The following is a 26,353-nucleotide window of genomic DNA, read 5'->3' as shown; positions in this document are numbered from 1 at the left end:
GGCCGGCTGACAAATTGAAACACCGAAACCGGAATCCCCAGTCCGCAGGCCGCCCAACAGGCAGGTTCTGCGGGCGGATCAAAGCGAAAACATGTGGGCATTGTTGGCATGGATTGTGACCCTTTGGCGAAGGCGCCTGCCTTCGGCATGGGCTCCGCAATCGCCGGCATCGCCCGTGCAGCCCGCGCCATCAGCCAAGTCTTTCATGGCAACGCTGCACACATTTCCCCTCGCCCCCATCCACGCGCCCCCGCCACGACTGCGAAGCTAGTGCTTCGCAGCCGCGTGGCTTTGCGGCAATTCCCTTCGTTTCAACGCGTCGGCCCTGGCATCCATGGCTCCTGAAGAGCCTGTGTCATTGGTTTGAATGGTCGGGACGCGCGCCGATGCAGCTTTTTCGCTGCGCGCCGCCCGGCCGACAACGAAAAGGAATCCCATCATGAAGCGGATGCTCATCAACGCCACGCAGCCCGAAGAACGCCGCCTGGCCATCGTCGACGGCCAGAAGCTGCTGGACTACGAAATCGAGATCGAAGGGCGCGAGCAGCGCAAGGGCAACATCTACAAGGCCGTGGTCACCCGCGTCGAGCCCTCGCTGGAAGCCTGCTTCGTCGACTACGGCGAAGACCGCCACGGCTTCCTGCCCTTCAAGGAAATCTCCCGCCAGTACTTCGCCGAAGGCGTCTCGGTCAGCCAGGCGCGCATCAACGACGTGATCCGCGAAGGCCAGGAACTGCTGGTGCAGGTCGAGAAGGAAGAGCGCGGCAACAAGGGCGCTGCCCTGACCACCTTCGTGTCGCTGGCCGGCCGCTATGTGGTGCTGATGCCCAACAACCCGCGTGGCGGTGGCGTGTCGCGCCGCATCGAGGGCGAAGACCGGGCCGAGCTCAAGGAAGCGATGGACCAGCTCGAATACCCCAAGGGCATGAGCATCATCGCGCGCACCGCCGGCATCGGCCGCACGGCGCCTGAACTGCAATGGGACCTGAACTACCTGCTCAAGCTCTGGACTGCCATCGACGGCGCGGCCAAGGGCGGCAAGGGCGCCTTCCTGATCTACCAGGAGTCGAGCCTGGTGATCCGCGCGATCCGTGACTATTTCAACGGCGATATCGGCGACATCCTCATCGACACGGACGACATCTACGAGCAGGCGCACCAGTTCATGGCGCACGTGATGCCCGAGCATGCCGGCAAGGTCAAGCGCTACCGCGACGACGCCGCGCTGTTCAGCCGCTTTCAGATCGAGCACCAGATCGAATCGGCCTACGCCCGCACCGTGACCCTGCCCTCCGGCGGCGCCATCGTGATCGACCACACCGAAGCGCTGGTGAGCGTGGACGTGAACTCCGCCCGCGCCATCAAGGGCGGCGACATCGAGGAAACCGCCACCCGCACCAACCTGGAGGCCGCCGACGAAGTGGCCCGCCAGATGCGCCTGCGCGACCTGGGCGGCCTGATCGTGATCGACTTCATCGACATGGAAGAGTCGAAGAACCGCCGCGAAGTGGAAAACCGGCTGCGCGACGCCCTGCGCCAGGACCGCGCCCGCGTGCAGTTCGGCACGATCAGCAAGTTCGGCCTGATGGAGATGAGCCGCCAGCGCCTCAAGCCCGCGCTGAGCGAAGGCTCCTCCATCCCCTGCCCCCGTTGCGGCGGCTCGGGCCACATCCGCGACACCGAATCGTCGGCGCTGCAGATCCTGCGGATCATTCAGGAAGAGTCCATGAAGGACAACACGGCCGCCGTGCACTGCCAGGTGCCGGTGGAAGTGGCCTCGTTCCTGCTCAACGAAAAGCGCCCCGAGATCGCCAAGATCGAACTCAAGCAGCGCGTGACCGTGCTGATGGTGCCCAACAAGACCCTGGAGACGCCGAACTACAAGCTCGAGCGCCTCAAGCACGACGACCCGCGCCTGGACCACATCGATGCCAGCTACAAGCTCGTCGAAGAAGTGGAAGACCCTACCGCCGTCACGCGCCGCTCGCAGGAGCCCACCAACAAGCAGACCCCGGTGATCAAGGGCGTGCTGCCCGACGCGCCGGCGCCGATCGCCGAGCCCCGTCCGGAAGGCGCGGCCCGCAACCCGTCGCACAGCCGACCCGCGGCAGCGGCCGCCGCTGCGGCTGCGGCGGCCACCCCGGCTCCGGCCCCCGCGCCGGCCGTGGCGCCCGCGCCCCAGGAGCAAGGGTTCTTCGCATGGCTCAAGAGCCTGTTCGGTTTCGGCGAGCCCCCACGTGCCCCGGCCCCCGTGGCCGCGCCGGCACCGGCACCGGTGGCCGAGCCCGCGCGGGAAGGCCGGCGTGAAGGCCGTGGCGGCGAACGCGGCCGCCGCGGTGAACGCAACGGCAGCGAGCGCAATGGCTCGCGCGACGGCCAACGGGAAGGCAATGGCGAAGGCCGTGGCCGCCGCGATGGCCGTGACGGCCGTGCGGAGCGCCCGGAGGGCGAAGCCCCACGCAACGGGAACGGCAACGGCCGCGGACCCCGCGACGCTGATGCACGTGGTGGCCGGGAAGGCCGCGAGGGCCGTCCGGAAGGCGAACCCCGCAATGGCGGGCGCGAGCCCCGTGAAGGCCGCGAGGGCCGTGAACCCCGCGAGCCACGCGAAGGCCGCGGCCGCGGCCGGGACGGCGAGCCCCGCCAAGCCCCGCTGAACGCCGAAACCGGCGCAGCGCTGCCTGCGACCGCTTCGGTCACCCTGGACGGTGCCGGCGAACCCGTGGAAGCTGCACGCAGCGAGCGCGGCCCCCGCCGCGAACGCGGCGAGCGCGGCGAGCGCGGTGGCCGCGGCGAGCGTGGCGGGCGTGGTGAACGCGCTCCCCGCGTCGACGAGGCCGCCGGCGCAGGCCAGGGCCCCGTGGCGGATTTCGTGGACACCTCCCCCATGGCGTCCCTGCCCGACCTGGACCTGACCGGCAACGACGCCCCCCCGGCCGCACCCGCCGCCGGAGGCGATGAGCGCCGTGAACGCCGGTCGCGCGACCGCTACGGCCGTGACCGCCGCGAGCGTGGCGAGCGGGCTCCGCGTGAAAACGGTGCGGAGCAGGAGCAGCCCGCGGGCAACCTGATGGACTTCGATGTCAGCGCGACGGCCCCTGCCGACAGCGCGCCCGCCGAAGCCTCGCAGGAACCCGCACGCCGCAGCTACTTCAACGCGTCCGCTGCCGCCGCGCCACAAGCCCACGAGCCCGTCGCCGCACCAGCCACCGATGCGCCCGTGGAATCGGCGGTGCCCCACGCGTCTGCCGTGGAGCCGGTGGCCCCTGCGCCGGTCGCCCCGCGCCCCGTCGCGGCACCCGCTCCGGTAGCGGCCCAGGTCGCGCCGGTGGCCTCCATGGCGGCCCCAGTGGCTCCGGTCGCTCCGGTGGCTCCGGTGGCGCCAACGCCCGTGCCAGCCCCCGTGCTGCAGCCTGCTGCCGCTGCTCCAGCCCAAGCCGCAGCCCCTGCCCAGCCGAATGGCGCCATGCCACGGGTCCAGGCATTCACCCTGCCGGTGGACGAGCTGAACCAGGTCGCCCAGACCTCGGGCCTGCAGTGGGTCAACTCCGATGCGGAGAAGATCGCCGCCGCGCAAGCCGCCATCGCGGCCGAACCGCGCCCGGTCCATGTGCCGCGCGAACGCCCCCCGGTGGTGGCGATCGATGAAGGCCCGCTGGTGCTGGTGGAAACGCGCCGCGACCTGCGAGACCTGACGCTGCCGTTCGAGCAGCCGCCCGCCGCCTGATGCGGCGCCGCCGGCCCGCGGTGCAATGCCCCGGGCCGGTTGTCGTCTTTGCTGGAAAGCCCGCTGCCGGGCTTTCCACTTCCCCCTCCGAGGTCACCGGACCATCGCGACCCCCATGCTGTTCCTGCTGTCTCCCGCCAAATCCCTGGACTACGACACGCCCCTGCCCGAAGGCGTCGGGCACACGCTGCCGCAGTTCGTCCCCCAGTCCACCCGGCTCATCGAAGTGCTGCGGCAGAAGTCGCCGCAGGACGTTGCCGCCCTGATGGACATCAGCGACCCGCTGGCCGCGCTGAACGTGGCGCGGTATGCCGCATGGCGTCCGAAGTTCACCGCGGCCAATGCGCGCCAGGCCGTGCTGGCCTTCAACGGCGATGTGTACGAAGGCCTGCAGGCCCGCTCGCTCACGCTGGATGAGCTGGACTGGGCCCAGCGCCATGTCGCCATCCTGAGCGGCCTGTACGGCGTGCTGCGCCCGCTGGACCGCATGCAGCCCTACCGCCTGGAAATGGGCACCCGGCTCGCCACCGATGCGGGCGCCAACCTGTACCAGTTCTGGGGCGCGTCGATTGCGGAGCACCTCAACCGGCAACTGGCGGCCGACGCCACGCCGGTGGTCGTCAACCTGGCGTCGCAGGAATACTTCAAGTCGGTGGACCGCAAGGTGCTGAAGGCGCGCGTCATCGAGTGCGTGTTCGAGGACTGGAAAGGCGGGGCCTACAAGATCATCAGCTTCCACGCCAAGCGGGCGCGCGGGCTCATGGCGCGCCATGCCATCCGGCACCAGGTGACCACACCGCGCCAGCTCGAGGGTTTTGACCTGGAAGGCTATGCTTTCGCCAGTGCCGCCTCCACGCCGGAGCGGCTCGTGTTCCGCCGCAAGGCCGCCTGAGGGCGGATGGCCCCGCGCCCCCCCCCGGCCCCGACGATCGACTGGATTCCTCTTCCCGAAACGCCAACGCCAACGCCACTGACGCCCACCACGCCATGCCCGCACGTTCCCGCCAGACCACCTCCTCCGCCCCGGCCGATGCCCCGTCCCAATCCGTGACGCCGGAGCTGCGCGAATGGATCATCGCGCAGGCCCAGGCCGGTTTTCAGGCGCCGGTGGTGCTCCAGTCCATGCTCGACGCGGGCTGGCGGGAGGACGTGGCCGCGCACGCCATGGAGCATGTGCTGCGCGACCACCTGGAAGCGCTGGCGGTGCAGCAGGGGCAGCCTCCCGCCTCGCGCGTGCCCGAGCCGGCCGTGGGCGAATCGCCGCTCTTCATCGACGTGGGCGACCGCCAGGTCGAGGTGCTCATGTCCATGGCCCAGCCCCGCGTGGTGCTGTTCGGCAACCTGCTCTCGCCCGAGGAGTGCGAAGCGCTGATCGCCGAAGCCGAACCGCGCATGGCGCGCTCGCTCACCGTGGCCACGCGAACGGGCGGCGAAGAGGTGAACGACGACCGCACGAGCGACGGCATGTTCTTCCAGATCGGCGAGAACGCAGTGGTGCGCCTCCTGGAAGAGCGCATCGCCAAGCTGGTGAACTGGCCGCTGGAAAACGGCGAAGGCCTGCAGGTGCTGCACTACCGCCCGGGCGCGGAATACAAGCCCCACTACGACTACTTCGACCCTGCCGAGCCCGGCACGCCGACCATCCTGCGCCGCGGCGGGCAGCGGGTGGCCACGCTGGTGATCTACCTGAACAACCCGGACAAGGGCGGCGGCACCACCTTCCCCGACGTGCACCTGGAGATCGCGCCGCGCCAGGGCAACGCGGTGTTCTTCAGCTACGAGCGCCCCCACCCGTCCACGCGCACGCTGCACGGCGGCGCGCCGGTGATCGCCGGCGAGAAGTGGATCGCCACCAAATGGCTGCGCGAACGCAAGTTCGAATGAAATCGGCTTGACGCCCTAGTTCTCATTGCCTCCATAGCTATTAAATTAATAGCAAACAGAAACACGGAGTTCCATGAACACCCCCGAACAATCGCAGTTGGGTCGCGCATCCGCCTATGTGGACCAGTACGACGCCGCCCTGCTCTTTCCGATTCCCCGGGCCGGCAAGCGGGCGGAGATCGGCATTGGCGACACACCGCCCTTCTTCGGCGCCGACCTGTGGACGGCGTTCGAGCTGTCCTGGCTCAACCCGCGCGGCAAACCGCAGGTGGCGATCGCCCATGTGACGGTGCCGTGCGAGACGCCGAACATCGTCGAGAGCAAGTCGTTCAAGCTCTACCTGAACAGCTTCAACAACACGCGCTTCACGGACGCCGCCGAGGTGCAGGCCCGCATCCGCGCCGACGTGAGCGAAGCCGTCTGGCGCGGGGCGGCCCATGCCGGCACGGTGGGCGTGAAGCTGCTGCAGCCCGAGCTGTTCGACCGCGAGCCCGTGCAGGAACTGGACGGCCTGCTGCTCGACCGCCTGGACGTGGAATGCACGCAGTACACGCCGGCCCCCGAGCTGCTGTCGGCCAACCATGCCGAGACGCCGGTGACCGAGGCGCTCACGAGCCACCTGCTCAAAAGCAACTGCCTGGTGACCGGCCAGCCGGACTGGGGCAGCGTGCGCATCCACTACAGCGGCCCGCAGATCGACCAGGCCGGGCTGCTGCAGTATCTGGTGAGCTTTCGCAACCACAACGAATTCCACGAGCAGTGCGTGGAGCGCATCTTCATGGACGTGTGGACGCGCTGCAAGCCGATCAAGCTGTCGGTGTATGCGCGCTACACGCGCCGCGGCGGGCTGGACATCAATCCGCTGCGCACCAGCCACCCGCAAGCCCTGCCGCCCAACGTGCGCACGGCGCGCCAGTAAGAGGGCCAACAGAACCCTGGTGGCGCCGTTGCCGTTGCGCTGCGCCTCAGTTGCTGGCGCGGCGCAGCAGGCTCACGCGCTCGGCGATGGCGTCGATGTCGAGCCCGTCTTCCACGCGCGCCAGGTACGTCTCCAGGTCGGCCACGGCCAATGCCGTGTCGCCCCGCTCCGCATGGGCCAGGCCCCGGTCCCGCCACTCGCCCCAGGCGTCGGGCAGCAGCACGATGAGCCGGTCCTGCACGGCGACCAGCCGCGCCCAGTCCTTTTGCGAGCGGTGGATCTCCTTGAGGTTGCGCAGCATGCGCGCGATCACATCGCGCGGCGGCGCCGCCTGCAGGTACAGGCCCAGCGGAATGTCGTAGTCGTCCACCAGGCCGTTGCTGCGGTGCCGGTAGGGCTCCAGGCGCTCGGACAGCTCTTCCCGCGACAGCGACTGGCCCGTGGTCGGGTCCATCACCACCTGCCCCTTGGGCAGCAGCACCTTGATCATGAAGTGACCGGGAAACGAGACGCCGCGCGCATGCAGGTCCAGCCCCTGGGCCAATTCCATCCACACCAGTGCCAGCGAAATCGGAATGCCCCGCCGCGTGCGCAGCACGGCATTGAGGTAGCTGTTCTCGGGGTCGTAGTAATCGTTGACGTTGCCCGCGAAGCCCAGGTCGCCGAAGAAGAACTGGTTGAGCGAGCGCAGGCGCTGCAGCGACGACGCATCGGCGGGCAACCGCCGGCGCAGCCGGGCAAGGAGCTGATCCACGTCGCCGAGCAACTGCTGTACGTCCAGCTCGGGATACTCGTCCTGCGCGATGGACGCCGCCGCCTCCAGCAGGGGAAACTGGTCGTCGCTGCGCACCAGCGTGGCGAAGTACTCCAGCGGAGTGGGAAGTGAATAGCTCAGGGCCATTGGAGGGTTGTAAGGGGCGTGCCGGGCCGCGTCAAGCGGGGTTCCGAAGGGACGAAACCCGGCGCGAAGGCGGTCAGCGGCGCAGCAGTTCGCGCAACTTGAGGCCCGCCGCCCAGAGCGCCCCGAAATACAGCACTGCCGCGCCGCCCATCAGCAGGGCCAGGAGCCCGGCGCGCTGCCCCTCGTGCGCCCGCAGGGCCAGCCAGTCGAAATGGCGCGCGCCCCACATCAGCAGCACCGCCAGCAGGGCGCTGGCGGCCACCACCTGCAGCGCCAGCCGGGCCCATCCGGGCTGGGGCTGGTAGGTGCCGCGCCGCAACAGGCCGATCAGCAGCCACAGCGCATTGATCAGCGCCCCGAGGCCAATGGACAGCGCAAGGCCCGCATGGTCGATCAGCGGCACCAGCGCGGCATTCAGGAGCTGCGTGACCACCAGCACCACGATGGCAATGCGCACCGGCGTGCGGATGTCCTGGCTGGCGTAGTAGCCGGGCGCCAGCACCTTGATGGCCACCAGGCCCAGCAGCCCCGCGCCGTAGCCGGCCAGGGCCAGGGCGATCTGGCCGACGTCGCTGTCCTGCAGCGCGCCATGGTGGAACAGCGTGGCCACCAGGGGCTCGGCAAAGGTGAGCAGGCCCACCGCGCACGGCACGGACAGCACCACGACGATGCGCAGCCCCCAGTCGAGCATGGACGAATAGCGGGCGGCATCGCCGGCCGCCTTGGCGGCCGCCAGCTGCGGCGTCAGCACCACGCCCAGCGCCACGCCCAGCAGCGAGGTGGGAAACTCCATGAGCCGGTCGGCGTAGAACAGCCAGGTCACGCTGCCCGGCGCGAGGTACGAGGCGATCTGCGTGTTGATCATGAGCGAGATCTGCGCCACGCCCACGCCCAGCAACGCCGGGCCCATCAGGGTGAGGATGCGGCGAACGCCCGGGTCGTGCCACGCCGTGCGAATGGCCCCGGGAGTGAGCCCGATGCGCGGCAGCAGGCCCAGCCGGAACAGCGCGGGCAGTTGCACCGCCAGTTGCGTGATGCCGCCGAGCATCACGCCGCCGGCCATGGCATAGATGGGCTCGATGCCGCGCGCGGCCAGCTGCGGCGCGCCCAGCCAGGCGGCGGCGATCATGCAGACGTTGAGCAGCACCGGCGTGGCCGCCGGCACGGCAAAGCGCTTCCAGGTGTTGAGCACGCCGGCCGAGAGCGCCACCATCGACATGAAGCCGATGTAGGGGAACATCCAGCGCGTCATGACCACGGCGGCATCGAAACCGCCCGCGCTCTGGCGCAGGCCGCTGGCGAGCAGCCACACCAGCAGCGGCGCCCCCAGCACGCCCAGCACGCAGGTCAGCAGCAGCACCCAGAACAGCACCGTTGCGACGCTGGCGATGAGCCGGCGCGTGGCATCGTCGCCGTGCTGGGCCTTGTGCGCCGCGAGCACGGGCACGAAGGCCTGGCTGAAGGCCCCTTCGGCGAACAGCCGGCGAAACAGGTTGGGAATGCGGAAAGCGACGTTGAAGGCGTCGGTGAGCGCGTTGGCCCCGAACAGCGAGGCCATCAGCAGATCGCGCACCAGGCCCGTCACGCGGGAGGCCAGGGTCAGCAGGGAAACGGTGGAGGCGGCTTTGAACAGGGACACGGCCGCGAGTGTATGCGCTGCGCTCCACCCGGCCCGCGGTACTTGGAATGCCAGCCCTTGAGGCTTCACCGAAGGGCGCCGCCTGTATCGCTTCGAAAGACCCCGGCGGCCTACCCCAAGTCGCTGGGCTATAATCGCGGGCTTTGCTGACATCATCCTCAGACACTTAAGGAAAATTTACCATGGCATCTGCCAAGCCCAAGAAAAAGAACCCCCGTCTCGCCTCCGGCCGCAAGCGCGTCCGCCAGGACGTCAAGCTGAACGCCGCGAACACCTCGCTGCGCTCCAAGTACCGTACCGCGGTCAAGAATGTCGAGAAGGCCGTCCTGGCCGGCGACAAGACCAAGGCCACCGAACTGTTTGCGAAGATGCAAGCCGTCGTCGACACCATCGCCGACAAGGGCATCTTCCACAAGAACAAGGCCGCTCGCGACAAGAGCCGCCTGTCCGCCAAGGTGAAAACCCTGGCCCTGGCCGCCTGACCTTTCAGGCAAACAGCCCGGACGGCCCTGCCGTCCGCCGTTTGTAACGGGTGCGCTGTCAGCAAAACGAAAGAACCGCCTTCGGGCGGTTTTTTTGTGCCTGAAATACGGCCAACCCAATATCCATGCGGGTTTGCGGCGGGTGATCCCCTTTTTCTCGGGCCGATTTCGTGAAACTTTGATTTTTGTCAGGGTCTTTACCTAATGGGACAATTCCCGATGTCAGGGAGCGTCAATTTTTGATAAGCGAAAGCCTGCCGATTGCGCGCAGGCTTTTTCAATTGCAATCAGTCCAACCAAATCTATGAAAAAGTCGATCAAAGCGTTGTTCGGCGCCGTTGTGGTGCTGATCCTTGCGGCCGTCCTGTTCCTGTACTGGCCGCTCTTTCCCCGCTCCGTTCCTCCTGCCGAGAACGACCAGCCCGTCGACGTCGTGATGGTGGGCGCGGGCGTGATGAGCGCCACGCTCGCCACGTACCTGCAGGAGCTGCAGCCGGATTGGAAGATCGAAGTGTTCGAGCGCCTGGACGGCGTGGCGCTGGAAAGCTCCAATGGCTGGAACAACGCCGGCACGGGCCATTCGGGCTTCGCGGAACTGAACTACACGCCCGAGCTGCCCGATGGCACGATCGAGACCAAGCGCGCCGTCGGCATCGCCGAGCAGTTCGAGGTGTCGCGCCAGTTCTGGGCGCACCAGATCGGCCGCGGCAACATGCAGTCGCCCGAAACCTTCGTGAACCCCACGCCGCACATGAGCTTCGTCTGGGGTGACGAAAACATCGAATACCTGCGCAAGCGCCGCGAGGCCCTGGTCAAGAACCCCCTGTTCTACGGCATGGAGTACTCGGAAGACCAGGCGCAGATCCAGAAGTGGGCGCCCCTGATGATCGAAGGGCGCGACCCCAAGCAGAAGGTGGCCGCCACCTTCATGCCCCTGGGCACCGACGTCAACTACGGCGCCGTGACCAGCCAGCTGGTCCAGGGCCTGCGCAAGAGCCCCAACTTCCAGCTGCACCTGCAAAACGAAGTGCGTGCGCTGCGCCAGAACGACGACAAGACCTGGAACGTGACCGTGGCCCACCTGGGCGACGGCGGCAAGGAGCGGACCGTCAAGGCCAAGTTCGTCTTCGTGGGTGCCGGCGGCGCCGCGCTGCAGTTGCTGCAGGCCTCGGGCATTCCCGAATCGAAGGATTACGCCGGCTTCCCGGTGGGGGGCCAGTTCCTGTCCATCGAGAACCCCGCACTGACCGCCCGCCACACGGTGAAGGCGTACGGCAAGGCCGCCACGGGCTCGCCCCCGATGTCGGTGCCCCACCTGGACGCCCGCAACATGGACGGCCAGCCCGTCGTGCTGTTCGGACCGTTCGCGCTGGCCACCAGCAAATTCCTCAAGCAGGGCTCTTGGTTCGACCTGTTCTCTTCCGTCACGCACGACAACCTGGTGGGCATGCTGCGTGTGGGCATCCACAACCTGGACCTGGTCAAGTACCTGCTGCAACAGGCCGAGCTGACCGATGACGACCGCCAGCGCGCGCTGCAGGATTACTTCCCCAACGCCAAGCGCGAAGACTGGAAGCTCATCACCGCGGGCCAGCGCGTTCAGGTCATCAAGCGCGACCCCAAGGAGGGCGCGGTGCTGCAGTTCGGCACCGAGATCGTGTCCGACAAGGACGGCACCATCGCCGCCCTGATGGGCGCATCGCCCGGTGCCTCCACCGCCCCGCACATCATGCTGAACCTGATGGCCAAGGCCTTCCCCCAGCAGATGACGGACACCGGCTGGAAGGCGCGCCTGAAGGAGATCATTCCTTCCTACGGCCGCAAGCTCAACGAAGACCCGGCCCTGACCAACGAGATCCGCCGCATGACCAGCAGCGCCCTGCACCTGCCCTACCTGGACGTGCCGGCCACCCTGGGCAAGACGGCGGCGACGGCGGCCGGCGCAGCGCCCGCGCAGCCCAAGGCGCCGGAGGCCGCAGGCCCCAAGACGAACAAGGAAATGCAGGCGCTCTGACGCCTGCGCCCCGCCTGCGCGGCTCCGGCCGCGCCTGATCGCCCCGCTACTGCGACGCCGCAGTGCGGGGCTTTTTCCATGGCGGCGCAGGCCATCTGCGGTGGGTCGGCTCGGATTGGGTCGGGCGTCGAAAGCGCGGATCGCAAGGCGCTCCCCAGCCCGCCTTCCGACGCCCATGAAAAAAGACCCCGAAGGGGCCTTTGACGTTCTTTTCGGCCGCCCCTGATGCCGGGGCGCTGGGGCATGGCGCCGTCAGCCTTTGCGGGCGGTACCGGGCGCTTCGTCGGGCAGCAGACAGGCCTCGGCCACCTGCAACTGGTTGTCGCGCGCGAAGTTCATGACGAAATCCCAGGCCATGGGCTCGTGGCCCTGCAGGTCGCGGTGCACGATCACGCACTTGATGCCATTGAGCGTGGTGGGCACGCACCAGGGCGAATAGCTCAGGTGGCTGCCGGGGCGGGCGCCACCGGGACGGAATTGGCTCATGACCCCCGCCAGGCGCTCCGCCCAGTCGCTGGGGCGGAAGGTTTTCCCGTCGAGGGTGATGCCCTGGATGAAAACTTCTTTGGAGGTGGGGGAAACCATCAGGATCGGGGGTCGTTGGGGGGAAGTCGCCGCAGGATCGCCGCATGGCGCGCCACAGGCCGGCATTCTAACTCTTATATAAGAGCTAACCCATCCAAAGACCCCTGGATCGGCGCTGGCCAGCGCATGGCTGTGATGCGCAATCGTCAACAGCCATGCAAAGCCCTGCCCCTAGAATCGTGCTTCGTTTTGCCGGCCACGAGCCGGCTCAGCCCCCTCCCCCTTTCGCACTGCCCTTCTCTGGAGATTTCCGCATGACCGCTTCCGCCCCGGCCGCTTCGCCCCACGTGATGAACACCTACGGCCGCCTGCCGATCGCGCTGGAACGTGGCCAGGGCGTGCGCGTGTGGGACGTGAACGGCAAGCAATACATTGACGCGCTCGGCGGCATCGCGGTCAACACGGTGGGCCACAACCACCCCAAGCTGGTGCCCGCGCTGCAGGAGCAGATCGCCAAGCTGATCCACAGCTCCAACTACTACCACGTGCCCCTGCAGGAGCAACTGGCCGCCCAGCTGGTGGAGCGCTCGGGCATGACCAACGTCTTCTTCTGCAACTCGGGCCTCGAAGCCAACGAAGCCGCGCTGAAGCTGGCCCGCAAGTTCGGCCACGACAAGGGCATCGACAAGCCCGTGGTCGTGGTCTATGAAAAAGCCTTCCACGGCCGCTCGATCGCCACGCTGTCGGCCACCGGCAACCCCAAGGTGCAGGCCGGGTTCGGCCCGCTGGTGGAGGGCTTCATCCGCGTGCCGATGAACGACATCGACGCCATCCGGCAAGCCACCGAAGGCAACCCGAACGTGGTGGCCGTGTTCTTCGAGACCATCCAGGGCGAAGGCGGCGTGAACCCCATGCGCATCGACTACCTGCAGGAGCTGCGCCAACTGTGCGACGAGCGCGACTGGCTGATGATGATCGACGAGGTGCAGTGCGGCATGGGCCGCACCGGCAAGTGGTTCGCGCACCAGTGGGCCGGCATCGTGCCGGACGTGATGCCCCTGGCCAAGGGCCTGGGCTCGGGCGTGCCGATCGGCGCCGTCGTGGCCGGCCCCAAGGCCGCGAACATCTTCGCGCCCGGCAACCACGGCACCACCTTCGGCGGCAACCCGCTGGCCATGCGCGCCGGCGTGGAAACCATCCGCATCATGGAAGAGGACGGCCTGCTGCAGAACGCCGCCGTCGTGGGCGCGCACCTGAAGGCCGCGCTGGAGCGCGAACTGGGCGGCCTGCCCGGCGTGAAGGAAATCCGCGGCCAGGGCCTGATGATCGGCGTGGAACTGACCAAGCCCTGCGGCGCGCTCATGGGCCGCGCGATGGAAGCCGGCCTGCTGCTGTCCGTGACGGCCGATACCGTGATCCGCATGGTGCCGTCGCTCATCCTCACCCAGGCCGAGGCCGACGAAATCGTGGCCCTGCTGGTTCCCCTGGTCAAGGCGCTGCTCGCCGAATGAACGTTCCGTTATGAAGCATTACCTGCAATTCAACGATCTCACTGCCGACGAGTACGCCTACCTGTTCAGCCGCGCGGCCGTCATCAAGGGCAAGTTCAAGAGCTACGAGAAGCACCACCCGCTGACCGACCGCACACTGGCCATGATCTTCGAGAAGGCCAGCACGCGCACCCGCGTGAGCTTTGAGGCCGGCATGTACCAGCTGGGCGGCAGTGTGGTGCACCTGACCACCGGCGACAGCCAGCTGGGCCGCGCCGAGCCCATCGAGGACAGCGCGAAGGTCATCAGCCGGATGGTGGACCTGGTGATGATCCGCACCTACGAGCAGACCAAGATCGAGGCCTTCGCCGCCCACTCCCGCGTGCCGGTCATCAACGGGCTGACGAACGAGTTCCATCCCTGCCAGATCCTCGCGGACATCTTCACGTACATCGAGCACCGCGGCACCATCCGGGGCAAGACCGTCGCCTGGGTGGGCGATGGCAACAACATGGCCAACACCTGGCTGCAGGCGGCCGAGCTGCTGGGCTTCACCGTGCACGTGAGCACGCCGCGCGGCTACGAGATCAATGAGAAATTGGCCCTCGGCGCAAATGGTTCTAAGGCACATAGCTATAAGTTCTATAGCAACCCGCTGGAAGCCTGCGCCGGCGCCGATCTGGTGACCACCGACGTGTGGACCAGCATGGGCTACGAGGCCGAGAACGAAGAGCGCAAGAAGGCCTTTGCCGACTGGTGCGTCGATGCCGAAATGATGGCGGCGGCCAAGCCGGACGCCCTGTTCATGCACTGCCTGCCCGCCCACCGTGGCGAGGAAGTCGAGGCCGACGTGATTGACGGCCCGCAGTCCGTGGTGTGGGACGAGGCCGAAAACCGCATGCATGCGCAGAAGGCACTCATGGAATACCTGCTGCTCGGCCGCATCACCAGCTGATCGCCGAAATCGCCACGCCCTCCTCCGCCCCAGCCGCCGCCGCATGAAGCCCAGCCAAGGTGAACTGCTGGCGCGCTGGCAGGCCCTGGGCGCCGCGCTGGAGCGCGCCGGCCCCGCATGGACCGCCGAGGGCCGGCGCCTGCTGCGCCACTGGAGCCGCTGGCCCCGCGCCTACCACGACACCCGCCACCTGCACGCCTGCCTCCTGCACCTGGAGGCCGTGCAGGCCGCCCAGCCGACGGCGCTGCAGCAGCCGCACGCGGTCGAGCTGGCCCTGTGGTTCCACGACGCGATCTACTGGCCCTGGAGCGGACACAACGAAGAACGCAGCGCGCAATGGGCGCGTCGGTTCCTACTGGCCCAGCGGTTGCCCGAGGGCCTGGTGCAGACGGTGGAGCGCCACATCATGGACACGCGCCACAACCCCGATGCGCCACTGGAGGGCGACGCGTGCTGGGTGGGGGACATCGATCTCGCCGTGCTGGGCGCCCCGCCCGAGGTGTATGGCGAATTCGAGCGCAACGTGCGGCGCGAATACCGGCTCGTGCGCTGGCCGCGCTACGTGGCGGGGCGCACCGCGGTGCTGCGGTCGTTCATGGATCGGCCACACGTCTACGCGACCCCCTGGTTCAGGGCGCAACGCGAAGCGCAGGCACGTGCCAATCTCCAGCAGGCCGTTGCGGCGCTCGGGCGGGGTGTGCTGTTCGGCGAATGATTTTTCGAACAGCGTCTGGCGCCACCGAACCCGACAGGAGAACCGCCGAATGAGAGCTGAAACATCCAAGGCCATACGGCAATGACCATCAAGCACTTCCTGGCTTCGGCCCTTTTTGCAGGCGCAGGCATCGCTTCGTTCGCCTCTCCGACGAGCGATTTCGACAGGACGCTCCAGCCCAAGAAATACCGTCTCGGCCCGATCAAGTCAGTCGTGGTGCAGGACCGCACTGCCAAGGGTTTCGGCGCGGAGGCCGACTGCGGGCACCTGGCGATCGACGAGAAAAGGGTGCGTTTCTTTTTGGCGAATGCCCGGTTCCGCAGCGAGTATCAATACAGCCAGGAACTGCAGACCGGCGATTGCAACGCACAGGCCAGGGTGATATTCCAGGATGGCCGAATCGCCAAAGTCTCCATCGACAACTGGACGGGGTGGGGCGCGATCACGGCCCGGGGAGCGACCTACTTTATGCGGTGCGAAGCCTGCACCGACATCCTGGAAAGCAGCTTTCCATTCGATGCCCGCAAGCCGGCCCGGCCCTGAGTCGGTCTGGAGGTCTAACGCACCAAAGCATTCCTTCGAATGGCTTGTCAGAAAAGCGCATCGGACCGGGGCTGCCACCACCATCACGCCATGACCATTTGCCTGCCGCAACGCTTGCATCACGCAAAAATCGCAGCCTTCATTTCGATGCCTGCATTGGCGATTGCCTGCAACGTTGCAACCGCAGCGCCACAGGCCACGACCACCCGCTGTGGCTGGTTCGATCAGCCGACACCCGGAAATGCAACGCTCGTGGACAAAGCGGGGGAATGGACGGTGGGAATGCAGGGCGGCCACCAAGCCGAAGGTGACTGGCCCGTGTTTCCCAAAAACAGGTGGGTGGCAACCGGATCGGGCAGCGCAGGATACGGTTGCGCGTGCCTCGAAAGCAGCACGCGCGCCGATACGAAGGAAGTGACCCGAATCGTCTCGTGGCGTGCGTTGCCCCTGAAGACCTGCCGACGCGACAAGGCGCTGATGGGAAAGGAGCCGGAAAACCCTCTGCGCCAGCCATGAAACATGGGGGCGTTCCGCCGATGCCGCCCTACTTCGGCACCGAAGAACGGCTGCCCGGCATCTGCACGACCTGCTCCTGGCCCACCGCACCGCCGCCCGTTCCGCAGCCGCCCGAATCGCAGCTGCTGCAGCCCCCGCAGCTGCTCGACTGCGCCAACGCCGGGTGCACGCGGTCCAGGCGGGCGCGCCAGCGGGCGGGCATCCACTTCCACACCATGTAGGCCACGGCGAGGGCGACGATCACGCCGACGATGATTTCCTGGGCCATGGGCTCAGCCTCCTCCCAGCGCCAGGGCCAGGCGATACGTGATGAAGCTGGCGGCGTACGCCAGCGCGAACAGGTAGCCGGTCATCAGCAGCGGATAGCGCCAGCTGTTGGTCTCGCGGCGCACGGCGGCGATGGTCGAGATGCACTGCGGCGCGAAGACGAACCACGCCAGCAGCGACAGCGCCGTGGCCAGCGACCAGCTCTGGGCGATCAGCGGGCCCAGTTGGGTGGCCACTTCCTCGCCGGTGGCCGAGAGGGCATACACGGTGCCCAGCGCCCCCACCGCCACTTCGCGCGCGGCCATGCCGGGCACCAGGGCGATGGCGATCTGCCAGTTGAAGCCGATCGGCGCCACCAGCACCTCCAGCACGCTGCCGATGCGGCCGGCGAAGCTGTACTGGATGGCCGCGCCGGTGGCGCCCTCGGGCGGCGCGGGATAGGTGGACAGGAACCACAGCAGGATGGTGACGGCCAGGATGATGCCACCCACGCGGCGGATGAAGATCAGCGCGCGCTCGTACAGGCCCTGCGCCAGGCTGCGCACACTGGGCCAGCGGTAGGCGGGCAGTTCCATCAGCAGCGGCGCGTGGCCGGCGCCCCGGCGCGCGAGGCGGGCGACCGCCGCCACGGCCATGGCGCTCACGATGCCGCCGAAGTACAGCGCGAACAGCACCAGCCCCTGCAGGTTGAACACGCCGCCCACGGTCTGCTCGGGGATGAACGCGCCGATGAGCAGGGCATACACCGGCAGGCGCGCGGAGCAGGTCATGAGGGGCGCGATCATGATCGTGACCAGCCGGTCGCGCCAGTGGGTGATCGAACGCGTGGCCATCACGCCGGGCACGGCGCAGGCAAAACTCGACAGCAGCGGAATGAACGACCGCCCCGACAGTCCCACCGTGCCCATGACGCGGTCGAGCAGGAAGGCCGCTCGCGGCAGGTAGCCGGAGTCTTCCAGCGCCAGGATGAAGAAGAACAGGATCAAAATCTGCGGCAGGAACACCAGCACCCCGCCCGCGCCCGCCAGGATGCCATCGGTGAGCAGGCTGCGCAGCACGCCGTCGGCCATGTGCGCATTGATCCAGGCCGACAGCCCATCCACGCCGGCCTTGATGGCGTCCATGGGCATCGCGGCCCAGCTGAAAACGGCCTGGAACATGAGGAACAGCGTCACGGCCAGCAGCAACAGGCCCCACACCGGGTGGAGCACCACGGCGTCGATGCGATCGTCGTTGCGCAGGCTGACCGCAGGCTCGCGCACGGCGGCGGCCATGATGCGGCGCACTTCCTGGTGCAGTTGCAGTACCTGGGCGCGCAGGTCCACGCCCTCCGCCCGGTGCACGGACGCCGTGCCCGCCAGCGCCTGCGGCGCCTGGGTGTCGAGCCACTGCAGCAATTCCTGCGCGCCGTCGCTGCGCACGCCCACGGTGGACAGCACCGGCATGCCGAGTTCACGTGAGAGCGCTTCGCGGTCGATCTCGATGCGCTGGCGCGCCGCCATGTCGCTCATGTTGAGCACCAGCACCATCGGCAGCCCCAGCGCGCGGGCCTCCAGCACCAGGCGCAGGTTCAGGCGCAGGTGGGTGGCATCGGTCACGCAGACCAGCAGGTCGGGCACGGCCTCGCCGGGCCGCTCGCCGGTGACGATGTCGCGCGTGACGGCTTCGTCGGCGCTGTGGGCGTTCAGGCTGTAGGCACCGGGCAGGTCCAGCACGCGCACGCGGCGGCCGCTGGCGGTGTGCAGCAGGCCTTCCTTGCGCTCGACGGTCACGCCGGCGTAGTTGGCCACCTTCTGGCGGGCGCCGGTGAGCAGGTTGAACAGCGCGGTCTTGCCGCAGTTGGGATTGCCCAGCAGCGCGATGCGCAGGGGCGACGTGGCGGCCCCGCTCATGCGGGCGCTCCGGCCTGCACATGCACCAGCGCGGCCTCGTGGCGGCGCAGTGCGAAGGTGGCCTGACCCACGCGCACGGCCAGGGGATCGCCGCCGGGGAAGCCGCTGGCCACCACGCGCACGGGCTCGCCAGGCAGAAAGCCGATTTCCATGAGGCGCTGGATCACCGCGCGTTCCTGTTCGTTGCGGGCCGGCTGCAGCGCCGTCACATGGGCGTGCACCTGCCGCGGGAGGCGGTCCAGGCCCGTGGCGGCGGGCAAGGCGGTGCCTGGGGCCAGTGCAGGGCCCGAAGATTCTTCAGTCATCTTCATCGGATTGTTATGAATGAGTTTAGTTCTCATTTTAGGCCGCATCCTTTCGGCCGGCTTGAGGCGCATCAGCCCCGGATGCGATGCGCTGCCGGGCCAGCCCATGCGCCCCAGCCCGCACAATGCCGGTTTTGCGCCGATATGCACCCCCTGACATGACCCATCCCTGCCTGAGCTGCGGCGCGTGCTGCGCCAGTTTCCGTGTCGATTTCTCGGTGCATGAATCGCAGGAGACGGGTGGCAGCGTGCCGCAGGGCCTGGTGGTGGAGGTGACCGACCAGTTGCGCCGCATGCGTGGCACCGACCACACGTCGCCGCGCTGCGCCGCCCTCACCGGCACCGTCGGCGTGCGCGCCGCCTGCGGCATCTACGAATGGCGGCCCTCGCCCTGCCGCGAGTTCGAGGCGGGCAGCGATGCCTGCCGCCGTGCACGCCAGCGCCATGGCTTGGCGGCGCTGCCGTACAGCGCGATCTACTGATTGGGGATGGATCGCACCAGCCGCGGCGCAGGCCGCTGGTGCTACGCGGGCACAGGCAGGCCGCCGACCTGGCCCTTGAACTCCTGCAGCGAAAAATACGAGTGCATGTGCCGCACGCCCGGCAGGCGGTGCAGGCGGCGCTGCAGCAGCTCGGAATAGGCGTCCAGGTCTTTCGCGACCACGACGAGCATGAAGTCCTCCGGGCCCGAGATGCCGTGGAACATGACCACCTCGGGGATCGCGCACACCGCCTCTTCGAAGGCCTGGGACGAGATCTCGGTCTGGTGGTCGATGCCCACCATCACGAACGCCATCACCCCGAAACCCAGCGCACGCCGGTTGAGGCCCGCGTGGTAGCCGCTGATGACGCCGTCGTCTTCCAGCCGCTTCACGCGCCGCCAGCACGGCGACTGGGACAGGTGCGCCATCTGCGCCAGTTCGCCCGAGGTGAGCCGGGCATTGCCCTGCAGGGCTTCGAGCAATTGCTTGTCGGTGCGATCGAGGGAGGCGGCCTGCATGATTTGTTCTGTTGTCGGATTTAAAAGAATGGATTATTCAATTTTTACCGATGCAGAGGATAACCCCTTTGGAAAACACCCCCGATGCGCATAGCATGCGCGCCATGAACACGAATTCACCCCGGCTGTGGGACATTTCGGCGCCGGTGCATGCCGCCACGCCGGTCTTCCCCGGCGACACGGCCTACACGCAGCAGTGTTGCGCCACCATCGGGCCCGGCTGCCCGGTGAACGTGAGCGCCATCACGCTGTCGCCCCATGTCGGCTCGCATGCCGATGCCCCGCTGCACTACGACCCGGACGGGGCCTCCATCGGCGAGGTGCCGCTGGACGCCTTCATCGGCCCCTGCCGCGTGATCCATGCCATCGGCGCGGGGCCGCTCATCGAATGGGCGCACCTGGCCCATGCCATGCAGGACCTGCCGCCGCGCGTGCTGGTGCGCACTTATGAGCGCATGCCGGTCGATCGCTGGGACGGGGCCCTGGCCGCCTACGCGCCCGGCACCATCGAGCGGCTGGCCGATCTGGGCGTGGTGCTGGTGGGCATCGACACCGCCAGCATCGACCCGGCTGACAGCAAGACGCTGGACAGCCACCAGGTGATCCGCCGCCGCGGCCTGCGGGTGCTGGAGAACCTGGTGCTCGACGAGGTGCCGGAGGGCGACTACGAACTCATCGCCCTGCCCTTGAAGCTGACCACGGCCGACGCCTCGCCGGTCAGGGCCATATTGCGCCCATGCCGTTGATTTCATTGCCCTGATTGCTATCATTTTTAATTAAACCGAGCCTTCCATGACGACCTTGCAAGACTGCCGCGCACTCGATGCGCAGGACCCCCTGGCCCCGCTGCGCGCGCACTTCGACCTTCCCCCGGGCGGCATCTACCTGGACGGCAATTCGCTCGGCGTGCTGCCCCAAGCCACGGCGGCCCGTGTGGCCGACGTGGTGACGCGCGAGTGGGGCACGGACCTGATCCGTTCGTGGAACACGGCCAGCTGGTTCGACCTGCCCCAGCGCCTGGGCAACCAGCTCGCGCCGTTCATCGGCGCCGGTGCCGATGAGGTGGTGTGCACCGACAGCACGTCCATCAACCTCTACAAGGTGCTGAGCGCGGCACTCAACATCGCCCGTGAAGAGAGCCCGGGCCGCCGGCGCGTGGTGAGCGAGCGCAGCAACTTCCCCACCGACCTCTACATCGCCGAGGGGCTGTGCAAGGAGCGCGGCCTGGAACTGGTGCTGGTGGAGCCCGAGGAGATCACCGCCTCGCTCACCGGCGAGGTGGCGGTGCTGATGCTCACCCACGTGAACTACCGCACCGGCGCCATGCACGACATGGCGGCCCTGACGGCGGCGGCGCATGCGGCCGGCATCCTCACGGTGTGGGACCTGGCGCACAGCGCCGGCGCGGTGCCGGTCGACCTGCAGGGCGCCGATGCCGACTTTTCCATCGGCTGCGGCTACAAGTACCTGAACGGCGGCCCCGGTGCCCCGGCCTTCGTGTGGGTGCACCCGCGCCATGCCGACCGTTTCTGGCAGCCCCTGTCCGGCTGGTGGGGCCATGCGGCGCCGTTCCAGTTCACGCCCGGCTACCAGCCCGCGCCCGGCATCACGCGCTACCTGTGCGGCACGCAGCCCATCATCAGCCTGTCGGCCCTGCAATGCGGCCTGGACGTGTTCGATGCCGCGCAGCCGCTGGGCGGCATGGCCGCGCTGCGCGCCAAATCGCTGGCGCTGACGGACCTGTTCATCCAGCTGGTGCAAGCGCGTTGCGGCGACCACGGCCTGGGCTTGGCGACCCCGCGCGAACACGCCCGGCGCGGCTCGCAGGTGTGCCTCACGCGGGACGAAGGCCAGGGCCTTCACGGCCAGGGCAGCGGGGCCTACGCGATCGTGCAGGCGCTCATCGCGCGCGGGGTGATCGGCGACTTCCGCAAGGGCGACGGCGGCCAGGGCCCGCACAAGGACATCCTGCGCTTCGGCTTCACGCCGCTGTACATCGGCTTCGAAGACGTGTGGAATGCGGTCGAGCATCTTCGCCAGGTGCTCGACGGCGCCGAGTGGCAGCGCGCCGAGTTCAACCAGATCAACGCGGTGACCTGAGCCATGTGCCCCCATTCCCAATCCCCCGCGCCTGCCGGCAGCGAAGCGACCACCGGCAAGCCCGAATCCATCGTGCACGAAGAGCGGGCCCAGCTCGACTTCAGCCAGAGCATGAGCTACGGCGACTATTTGTCGCTCGATGCCATCCTCACCGCGCAGAACCCCCGCTCGCCGGCGCACGATGAAATGCTGTTCATCGTGCAGCACCAGACCAGCGAGCTGTGGATGAAGCTCATGCTGCACGAGCTGCGCGCGGCCATCGCGCTGGTGGCCAAGGACGAGCTGCAGCCGGCCTTCAAGATGCTGGCGCGCGTGTCCAAGATCATGGAGCAGCTGGTGCACGCCTGGGACGTGCTGGCCACCATGACGCCGCCCGAGTACAGCGCCATGCGGCCCTATCTGGGCAGCTCCAGCGGGTTCCAGAGCTACCAGTACCGCAGCATCGAATTCGCGCTGGGCAACAAGAACCGCGCCATGCTCCGCCCGCACGAGCACCGCGCCGACCTGCTGGCCCAGGTGCAGGCCGCCTACGAGGCGCCCTCGCTCTACGACGAGGCCCTGCGCCTGCTGGCGCGCCGCGGCATTCCGGTGCCGGACAGCCACACGGCCCGCGACTGGACCCAGCCCTACGAGGAAAGCGATGCCGTGGAGCAGGCCTGGCTGGTGGTGTACCGCAACCCGCGGCAGCATTGGGACCTGTACCAGCTGGGCGAAGAACTGACCGACCTGGAAGACGCCTTCCGGCTCTGGCGCTTTCGCCACGTGACCACGGTGGAGCGCGTGATCGGCTTCAAGCGCGGCACCGGCGGCACGGGCGGCGTGAGCTACCTGCGCAAGATGCTGGACGTGGTGCTGTTTCCCGAGATCTGGAAGCTGCGCACCGACCTTTGAAACCAAGCGGTGGCGGGCCCCGAAGGGCCGCCCCCGCGGCTCACACCGGCGCCACGACCCCGGTGCCCGCGAAGTGCCCGCCGGCGTTGGCCAGGAACTGGTTCACACTGGCCTGCACGGCCTCGGGCGACCAGCCTGCCACGTGCGGCGTGAGCAGCACGTTGTCCAGCCCGATCAGCGCCTCGGGCGGGTGCGGCTCGCTTTCGTAGACATCGAGCCCCGCGCCGGCGATGCCGCCCACGCGCAGGGCCGAGGCCAGCGCCTCGGTGTCCACCACGCTGCCCCGGGCGATGTTCACCAAGTAGCCCAGCGGGCCCAGCGCCTGCAGCACCTCGGCATTGACGGCATGGCGCGTGGCCGCGCCGCCCGGCGTGGCGCACACCAGCACGTCGCACCATTTCGCCAGTTCCAGCAGGCTGCCGAAGTACTCGTAGGCCACACCGTCGCGCGGCTTGCGGTTGTGGTAACCCACAGCCATGTCGAAGCCCGAGGCGCGGCGCGCGATCTTCTGGCCGATGGTGCCCAGGCCGAAGATGCCCAGGCGCTTGCCCGACACGTTGGGCGGCAGGCCGATGGCGTCGCGCCACACGCCTTCGCGGCACAGGCGGTCGAGCGGTCGCAGGCCGCGCACCGCGCCGATCAGCAGGCCGAAGGCGTGGTCGGCCACGCAGTCGTCGTTGGTTCCGGCGCCCGAGGCCACCACGATGCCGCGGGCGCGGGCCGCGGCCAGGTCCACGTTCTCATAGCCGGCACCCAGCACGCAGACCAGCTCCAGCGCCGGCATGGCCTCGATCTCCTGGGCGCTCAGGCCCAGCGAGCCGATGGTGAGCACCGCCCGGAACCGCCCGCCCTGGGTGACGATGGCCGCGGTGCGGTCCGCCGCCGTGGGGGCGTAGTGCAGGTCGTAAAGGGCCGCGATCTGGGCCTGGCTCTGCGGGGACAGGTGGTTGAGAACAAGCAGGGGAATGCGAGGACTGGACACGACAGGATGCTTCCATATTGATAGCTGAACGGGCAGGCGGATCAAGCGCTGCCGCCCCATTTTGCGCCAATCGACCGGGGCGCGCCACCGGGTTGCGTCACCCCCGGCGCGCGCGGCCGATCATTCCCTCACGGTGACGGTGCTGTAGCCCGCGCTCGACGTGATCTCCGATTCCGAGAACGGCAGGCGCAGCCACTGCTTGGCCCCGTAGGCCCGGGTGTAGTCGCCGTTGCGGCTGGAGGCCGGATCGTCCGACAGGGAATAGGTGAGGAACGTGTGCGCCTCCACCCCGCCGGCCGGAAAACCCACCACCTGCATGTAGCTGTTGCCGTGCGGCTGCCCGTCCATGCTGTAGCCGCCCTGCTCGATCGGGTTTTCCGAGCAGTTGATGGTGAAGTAGCCCGGATCGCCGCAGCCGCCGTACAGCGCGATCTTGCTGCCGCCGCGCGTGGCGAACAGCACGTCGCCGCGCGGCGCATCCAGCGCGAAGCCACTGCGCTGCACGCTCAGCACGGCGGCGCCGAAGGCCTGCCGCAGCGCATCGGCGGCGCTGGCGCGCAGCTCGCGCGGCGTGTTCAGCGGGTCGGCGGCGCTGAACGGCACGGCATAGAGCTGCGCAGCCGGCACCTTCACGCGGTTCCAGAACTCGTCCCACACATGCGAGCCCCGCGCCGTGGCGTTGCCGGTGTTGTTCCAGGCGCGCAGCGTGGCGCAGGCAGCGGCCACGTCCACCGTCCGGCCCTCGGCCGCGACCGTGATCTGGGGCGCCACGCAGACCAGGGAGAGGGCCTGCTCCTTGAAGCGCTCGGCGCTGAACACCCGGCTGTCGAGCACCATCTGCCGCACGATGGCGCTGGTGGCCTGCTGGCCGGCGTAGGCATCGGTTCCGGCCAGGCGCTCGAGCGCCATGGTGTGGCCCATGCGCGTGCGCAGGCTCTGCGCCTGCGTTCCGGCCGGGCCGAAGATCGCCGGAAAGCCCGTGAGCGGCGCTCTGGCGTTGGCCAGCCAGTAGCTGTCGTTCATGTTGCCCACATAGTCGTCGCGCAACAGGCTGGGCATGCGAGAAGCACCCACGGTGCCCTTTTGCGCCGAATCGCTGTCGGTCTGCCAGTCGCAGGCGCTGCGCGAGCCGTCGAAGAACGGCACGTTGGGCAGGGCCGCCGCCATCGCCTTGCCGAAGCCGGTGGTGCAGGTGGCCACCTGCTCGGTCGACACGTTGGGCACGGCGCCGATGTCGGCATACCAGGCGCGCGGGTTGCCGCGCCCCACGGCCACGGTGTTGACCCAGGGAATGGCCGATTCCTGCTTCTGGATGGCGATGAACTCGTCCAGCGAGGCCGCCTGGTTCCAGCGCATCCAGTTGCGGAAGGTGCGGAAGTTCTCGCCGTTGACGTCGCGCATGGCGAAGGCCGTGGTCTGGCTCCAGGCCAGTGCCGGGTTGAGGCCGCCCAGGTTCACCACGGGCCCGTACTCGGTCTTGTAGAGGGTGCGCGTGACATCGGTGAGAGCGCCGGAAGCGCCGCGCACCTGCACGGTGATGGGGGTGGCCGCCATCTTCACCGCCTTGCCATCGCGCACGTAGGTCGTGCGGTCGCCATCGGCCAGTTGCAGCTGGAAGACGCCGAAACGCCGCGCGGTGGAGACGGTGTGGCTCCAGGCCACGTTGTCGTTGAATCCGATCAGCACCACCGGCACGCCCAGAAACGACGCGCCGCTCACGTTCAGCTCGCCGGGAATGGTCAGGTGGGCCTGGTAGAACCGATCCGGTCCCTTCCAGTACCAGTGCGGGTTGCCGAAGAGCAGGCCGCTCGACTCGCCGGTGGCGGCGGTGCCGAAGCCGTACATGTTGCTGCCGATGCCCGCGGTTCCGCCCACCTGCAGCCGGGGCGGCTGCGTGCGTGCGGGATCGAACTGCGCCACCTTCTGGGGGGATGGCGACGCGGGCATGGCGGTCCCGGCCGTCGTGCTGGCGGCCGCACTGGGCAGCGTGGCATTCGCCAGCGGCGCCACGAAGTTGCTGTAGCCCCCGGCCAGATTGGCCGCGTACATCCGCCGCCAGATGTCCCGCGCGGTGACGGGCTGCACCCATGCCGCCGTGCGGCAGGCCGCATGGGCGGTGCCGCCGGACTGGGCCTCGCGCAGGTAGCGGTTGTAGCCGGCGGCAAAGCCGGCCACCATCTTGCGCAGGTTGTCGGGCTGGGCCGCCACCATGGCGTCCACCACGTCGCTGGAGATCACGTGGCGGTGGAAGAAATCGGAGTCGAGATTGCGCGGACGGTCGATGGTGCTTTCGTACACCAGCAGCGCATCGCCCCCGAAGTAGCGCGAGCGCTCGCCCCGGTAGGTCACGAACGAATCGGCCATCGTGCACAGGTTGTCCTGCGCCTGCGCATAGCCGTATCCGAAGCCCGCATTGCCCCAGTTGGAGGCCTTGATATGCGGCACGCCCATGGCCGTGCGCCGGATCTCCGCGCTGTAGCGACCGTTGTCGCCGCCTTCGCCGCCGCCCCCGCCGCAGGCAGCCAGCGCCGACAGCGCCAGCACGGAAAACGGCAGGCTGCCGCGCCAAAATCTCTCTCTCATGGCCTTGTCTCCTTGGGATGAGC

25 protein-coding genes are annotated in these 26,353 nt (G+C 68.3%); 15 read left to right on the top strand and 10 right to left on the bottom strand.

Annotation, left to right across the window (positions count from 1 at the left end; genetic code table 11):
* Positions 1-267: 267 nt before the first annotated feature.
* Positions 268-456 carry a hypothetical protein gene (locus tag R1Z03_RS09910; RefSeq protein WP_272567848.1) on the bottom strand — a complete coding sequence of 63 codons (189 nt, stop codon included), beginning with the start codon at positions 454-456 and terminating at the stop codon, positions 268-270.
* Here R1Z03_RS09910 and R1Z03_RS09905 point away from each other — a divergent pair.
* The 4 genes from R1Z03_RS09905 (at position 440) to queF (ending at position 6,530) form a co-directional block, all read left to right on the top strand.
* Positions 440-3,727, top strand: a complete 3,288-nt coding sequence (locus R1Z03_RS09905; protein ID WP_317359157.1) for an Rne/Rng family ribonuclease — start codon at positions 440-442, stop codon at positions 3,725-3,727. The genes R1Z03_RS09910 and R1Z03_RS09905 overlap by 17 nt on opposite strands.
* A gap of 115 nt (positions 3,728-3,842) precedes the next feature.
* A complete protein-coding gene (yaaA, locus tag R1Z03_RS09900; protein ID WP_317359155.1) occupies positions 3,843-4,619 on the top strand; it encodes a peroxide stress protein YaaA in 777 nt (258 codons plus the stop codon).
* A gap of 95 nt (positions 4,620-4,714) precedes the next feature.
* Positions 4,715-5,611, top strand: coding sequence for a 2OG-Fe(II) oxygenase (locus R1Z03_RS09895; RefSeq protein ID WP_317359152.1), 897 nt, complete (start codon positions 4,715-4,717; stop codon positions 5,609-5,611).
* A gap of 73 nt (positions 5,612-5,684) precedes the next feature.
* Positions 5,685-6,530 (top strand): NADPH-dependent 7-cyano-7-deazaguanine reductase QueF, encoded by an 846-nt coding sequence (gene queF, locus R1Z03_RS09890; RefSeq protein ID WP_317359150.1) that lies wholly within the window; start codon positions 5,685-5,687, stop codon positions 6,528-6,530.
* A 46-nt stretch (positions 6,531-6,576) separates the two neighbouring features.
* Here queF and R1Z03_RS09885 read toward each other — a convergent pair whose 3' ends face one another.
* Positions 6,577-7,431, bottom strand: a complete 855-nt coding sequence (locus R1Z03_RS09885; protein ID WP_284430035.1) for a SirB1 family protein — start codon at positions 7,429-7,431, stop codon at positions 6,577-6,579.
* 73 nt (positions 7,432-7,504) lie between these two features.
* Positions 7,505-9,070 (bottom strand): murein biosynthesis integral membrane protein MurJ, encoded by a 1,566-nt coding sequence (gene murJ / locus R1Z03_RS09880; RefSeq protein ID WP_284430034.1) that lies wholly within the window; start codon positions 9,068-9,070, stop codon positions 7,505-7,507.
* Positions 9,071-9,252: 182 nt separating this feature from the next.
* On the opposite strand from murJ, the gene rpsT reads away from it, so the two are divergent.
* Together rpsT and mqo are read left to right on the top strand one after the other, a co-directional pair.
* Positions 9,253-9,552, top strand: coding sequence for a 30S ribosomal protein S20 (gene rpsT, locus R1Z03_RS09875; protein ID WP_272551520.1), 300 nt, complete (start codon positions 9,253-9,255; stop codon positions 9,550-9,552).
* Positions 9,553-9,856: 304 nt separating this feature from the next.
* Positions 9,857-11,566, top strand: coding sequence for a malate dehydrogenase (quinone) (mqo, locus tag R1Z03_RS09870; RefSeq protein ID WP_284430033.1), 1,710 nt, complete (start codon positions 9,857-9,859; stop codon positions 11,564-11,566).
* Positions 11,567-11,818: 252 nt separating this feature from the next.
* Here the strand turns inward: mqo and R1Z03_RS09865 are convergent, their stop codons facing one another.
* Entirely contained in the window at positions 11,819-12,151 is a 333-nt protein-coding gene (locus tag R1Z03_RS09865) for a DUF3579 domain-containing protein (RefSeq protein WP_284430032.1), read from the bottom strand.
* 254 nt (positions 12,152-12,405) lie between these two features.
* Between R1Z03_RS09865 and R1Z03_RS09860 the strand changes: the two genes are divergently transcribed.
* The 5 genes from R1Z03_RS09860 to R1Z03_RS09840 all read left to right on the top strand — a co-directional run bounded on the left by R1Z03_RS09860 (position 12,406) and on the right by R1Z03_RS09840 (position 16,310).
* Positions 12,406-13,602 (top strand): aspartate aminotransferase family protein, encoded by a 1,197-nt coding sequence (locus R1Z03_RS09860; protein ID WP_317359146.1) that lies wholly within the window; start codon positions 12,406-12,408, stop codon positions 13,600-13,602.
* A gap of 10 nt (positions 13,603-13,612) precedes the next feature.
* Positions 13,613-14,536: an ornithine carbamoyltransferase gene (gene argF / locus R1Z03_RS09855; RefSeq protein ID WP_317359143.1), complete on the top strand. Its 924-nt coding sequence runs from the start codon at positions 13,613-13,615 to the stop codon at positions 14,534-14,536.
* A gap of 43 nt (positions 14,537-14,579) precedes the next feature.
* On the top strand, positions 14,580-15,251 hold the full coding sequence (locus tag R1Z03_RS09850; protein WP_317359141.1) for a hypothetical protein: 672 nt from the start codon (positions 14,580-14,582) through the stop codon (positions 15,249-15,251).
* Between the two features lie 81 nt (positions 15,252-15,332).
* Positions 15,333-15,794, top strand: a complete 462-nt coding sequence (locus R1Z03_RS09845; protein WP_317359139.1) for a hypothetical protein — start codon at positions 15,333-15,335, stop codon at positions 15,792-15,794.
* Positions 15,795-15,884: 90 nt separating this feature from the next.
* A complete protein-coding gene (locus tag R1Z03_RS09840; RefSeq protein ID WP_284407066.1) occupies positions 15,885-16,310 on the top strand; it encodes a DUF4087 domain-containing protein in 426 nt (141 codons plus the stop codon).
* 28 nt (positions 16,311-16,338) lie between these two features.
* Here the strand turns inward: R1Z03_RS09840 and R1Z03_RS09835 are convergent, their stop codons facing one another.
* Genes R1Z03_RS09835 through R1Z03_RS09825 form a run of 3 tightly spaced genes read right to left on the bottom strand, consistent with a single transcriptional unit; the run spans position 16,339 to position 18,780 of the window.
* Positions 16,339-16,578: a hypothetical protein gene (locus R1Z03_RS09835; RefSeq protein WP_284407067.1), complete on the bottom strand. Its 240-nt coding sequence runs from the start codon at positions 16,576-16,578 to the stop codon at positions 16,339-16,341.
* Between the two features lie 4 nt (positions 16,579-16,582).
* Complete coding sequence (locus tag R1Z03_RS09830; protein ID WP_317359135.1) at positions 16,583-18,469, bottom strand: ferrous iron transporter B; 1,887 nt, start codon at positions 18,467-18,469, stop codon at positions 16,583-16,585.
* Positions 18,466-18,780: a FeoA domain-containing protein gene (locus tag R1Z03_RS09825; protein ID WP_272551506.1), complete on the bottom strand. Its 315-nt coding sequence runs from the start codon at positions 18,778-18,780 to the stop codon at positions 18,466-18,468. Before R1Z03_RS09825 ends, R1Z03_RS09830 begins: the two co-directional genes overlap by 4 nt.
* Before the next feature lie 152 nt (positions 18,781-18,932).
* On the opposite strand from R1Z03_RS09825, the gene R1Z03_RS09820 reads away from it, so the two are divergent.
* Positions 18,933-19,256, top strand: a complete 324-nt coding sequence (locus R1Z03_RS09820) for a YkgJ family cysteine cluster protein (protein ID WP_317359130.1) — start codon at positions 18,933-18,935, stop codon at positions 19,254-19,256.
* 41 nt (positions 19,257-19,297) lie between these two features.
* Here R1Z03_RS09820 and R1Z03_RS09815 read toward each other — a convergent pair whose 3' ends face one another.
* Complete coding sequence (locus R1Z03_RS09815) at positions 19,298-19,774, bottom strand: Lrp/AsnC family transcriptional regulator (protein WP_272551503.1); 477 nt, start codon at positions 19,772-19,774, stop codon at positions 19,298-19,300.
* Positions 19,775-19,878: 104 nt separating this feature from the next.
* Here R1Z03_RS09815 and kynB point away from each other — a divergent pair, with 104 nt between their 5' ends.
* Genes kynB through kynA form a run of 3 tightly spaced genes read left to right on the top strand, consistent with a single transcriptional unit; the run spans position 19,879 to position 22,765 of the window.
* Positions 19,879-20,520 (top strand): arylformamidase, encoded by a 642-nt coding sequence (gene kynB, locus R1Z03_RS09810; RefSeq protein ID WP_317359126.1) that lies wholly within the window; start codon positions 19,879-19,881, stop codon positions 20,518-20,520.
* Positions 20,521-20,566: 46 nt separating this feature from the next.
* Entirely contained in the window at positions 20,567-21,874 is a 1,308-nt protein-coding gene (gene kynU, locus R1Z03_RS09805) for a kynureninase (RefSeq protein ID WP_317359124.1), read from the top strand.
* Between the two features lie 3 nt (positions 21,875-21,877).
* The gene (gene kynA, locus R1Z03_RS09800) at positions 21,878-22,765 is read left to right on the top strand and encodes a tryptophan 2,3-dioxygenase (RefSeq protein ID WP_317359121.1); all 888 of its coding nucleotides are present in this window, start codon (positions 21,878-21,880) and stop codon (positions 22,763-22,765) included.
* Between the two features lie 40 nt (positions 22,766-22,805).
* Here kynA and R1Z03_RS09795 read toward each other — a convergent pair whose 3' ends face one another.
* Together R1Z03_RS09795 and R1Z03_RS09790 are read right to left on the bottom strand one after the other, a co-directional pair.
* Entirely contained in the window at positions 22,806-23,807 is a 1,002-nt protein-coding gene (locus R1Z03_RS09795; RefSeq protein ID WP_272567814.1) for a 2-hydroxyacid dehydrogenase, read from the bottom strand.
* A 60-nt stretch (positions 23,808-23,867) separates the two neighbouring features.
* Positions 23,868-26,330 (bottom strand): penicillin acylase family protein, encoded by a 2,463-nt coding sequence (locus R1Z03_RS09790; protein ID WP_317359119.1) that lies wholly within the window; start codon positions 26,328-26,330, stop codon positions 23,868-23,870.
* Positions 26,331-26,353: the final 23 nt, after the last annotated feature.

Source organism: Acidovorax sp. BLS4 (genome assembly GCF_032929295.1).
Lineage (GTDB): Bacteria > Pseudomonadota > Gammaproteobacteria > Burkholderiales > Burkholderiaceae_C > Paracidovorax.
Note: the sequence above shows the minus strand (reverse complement) of the source record. Positions and strands in the feature narration are given on the sequence as shown.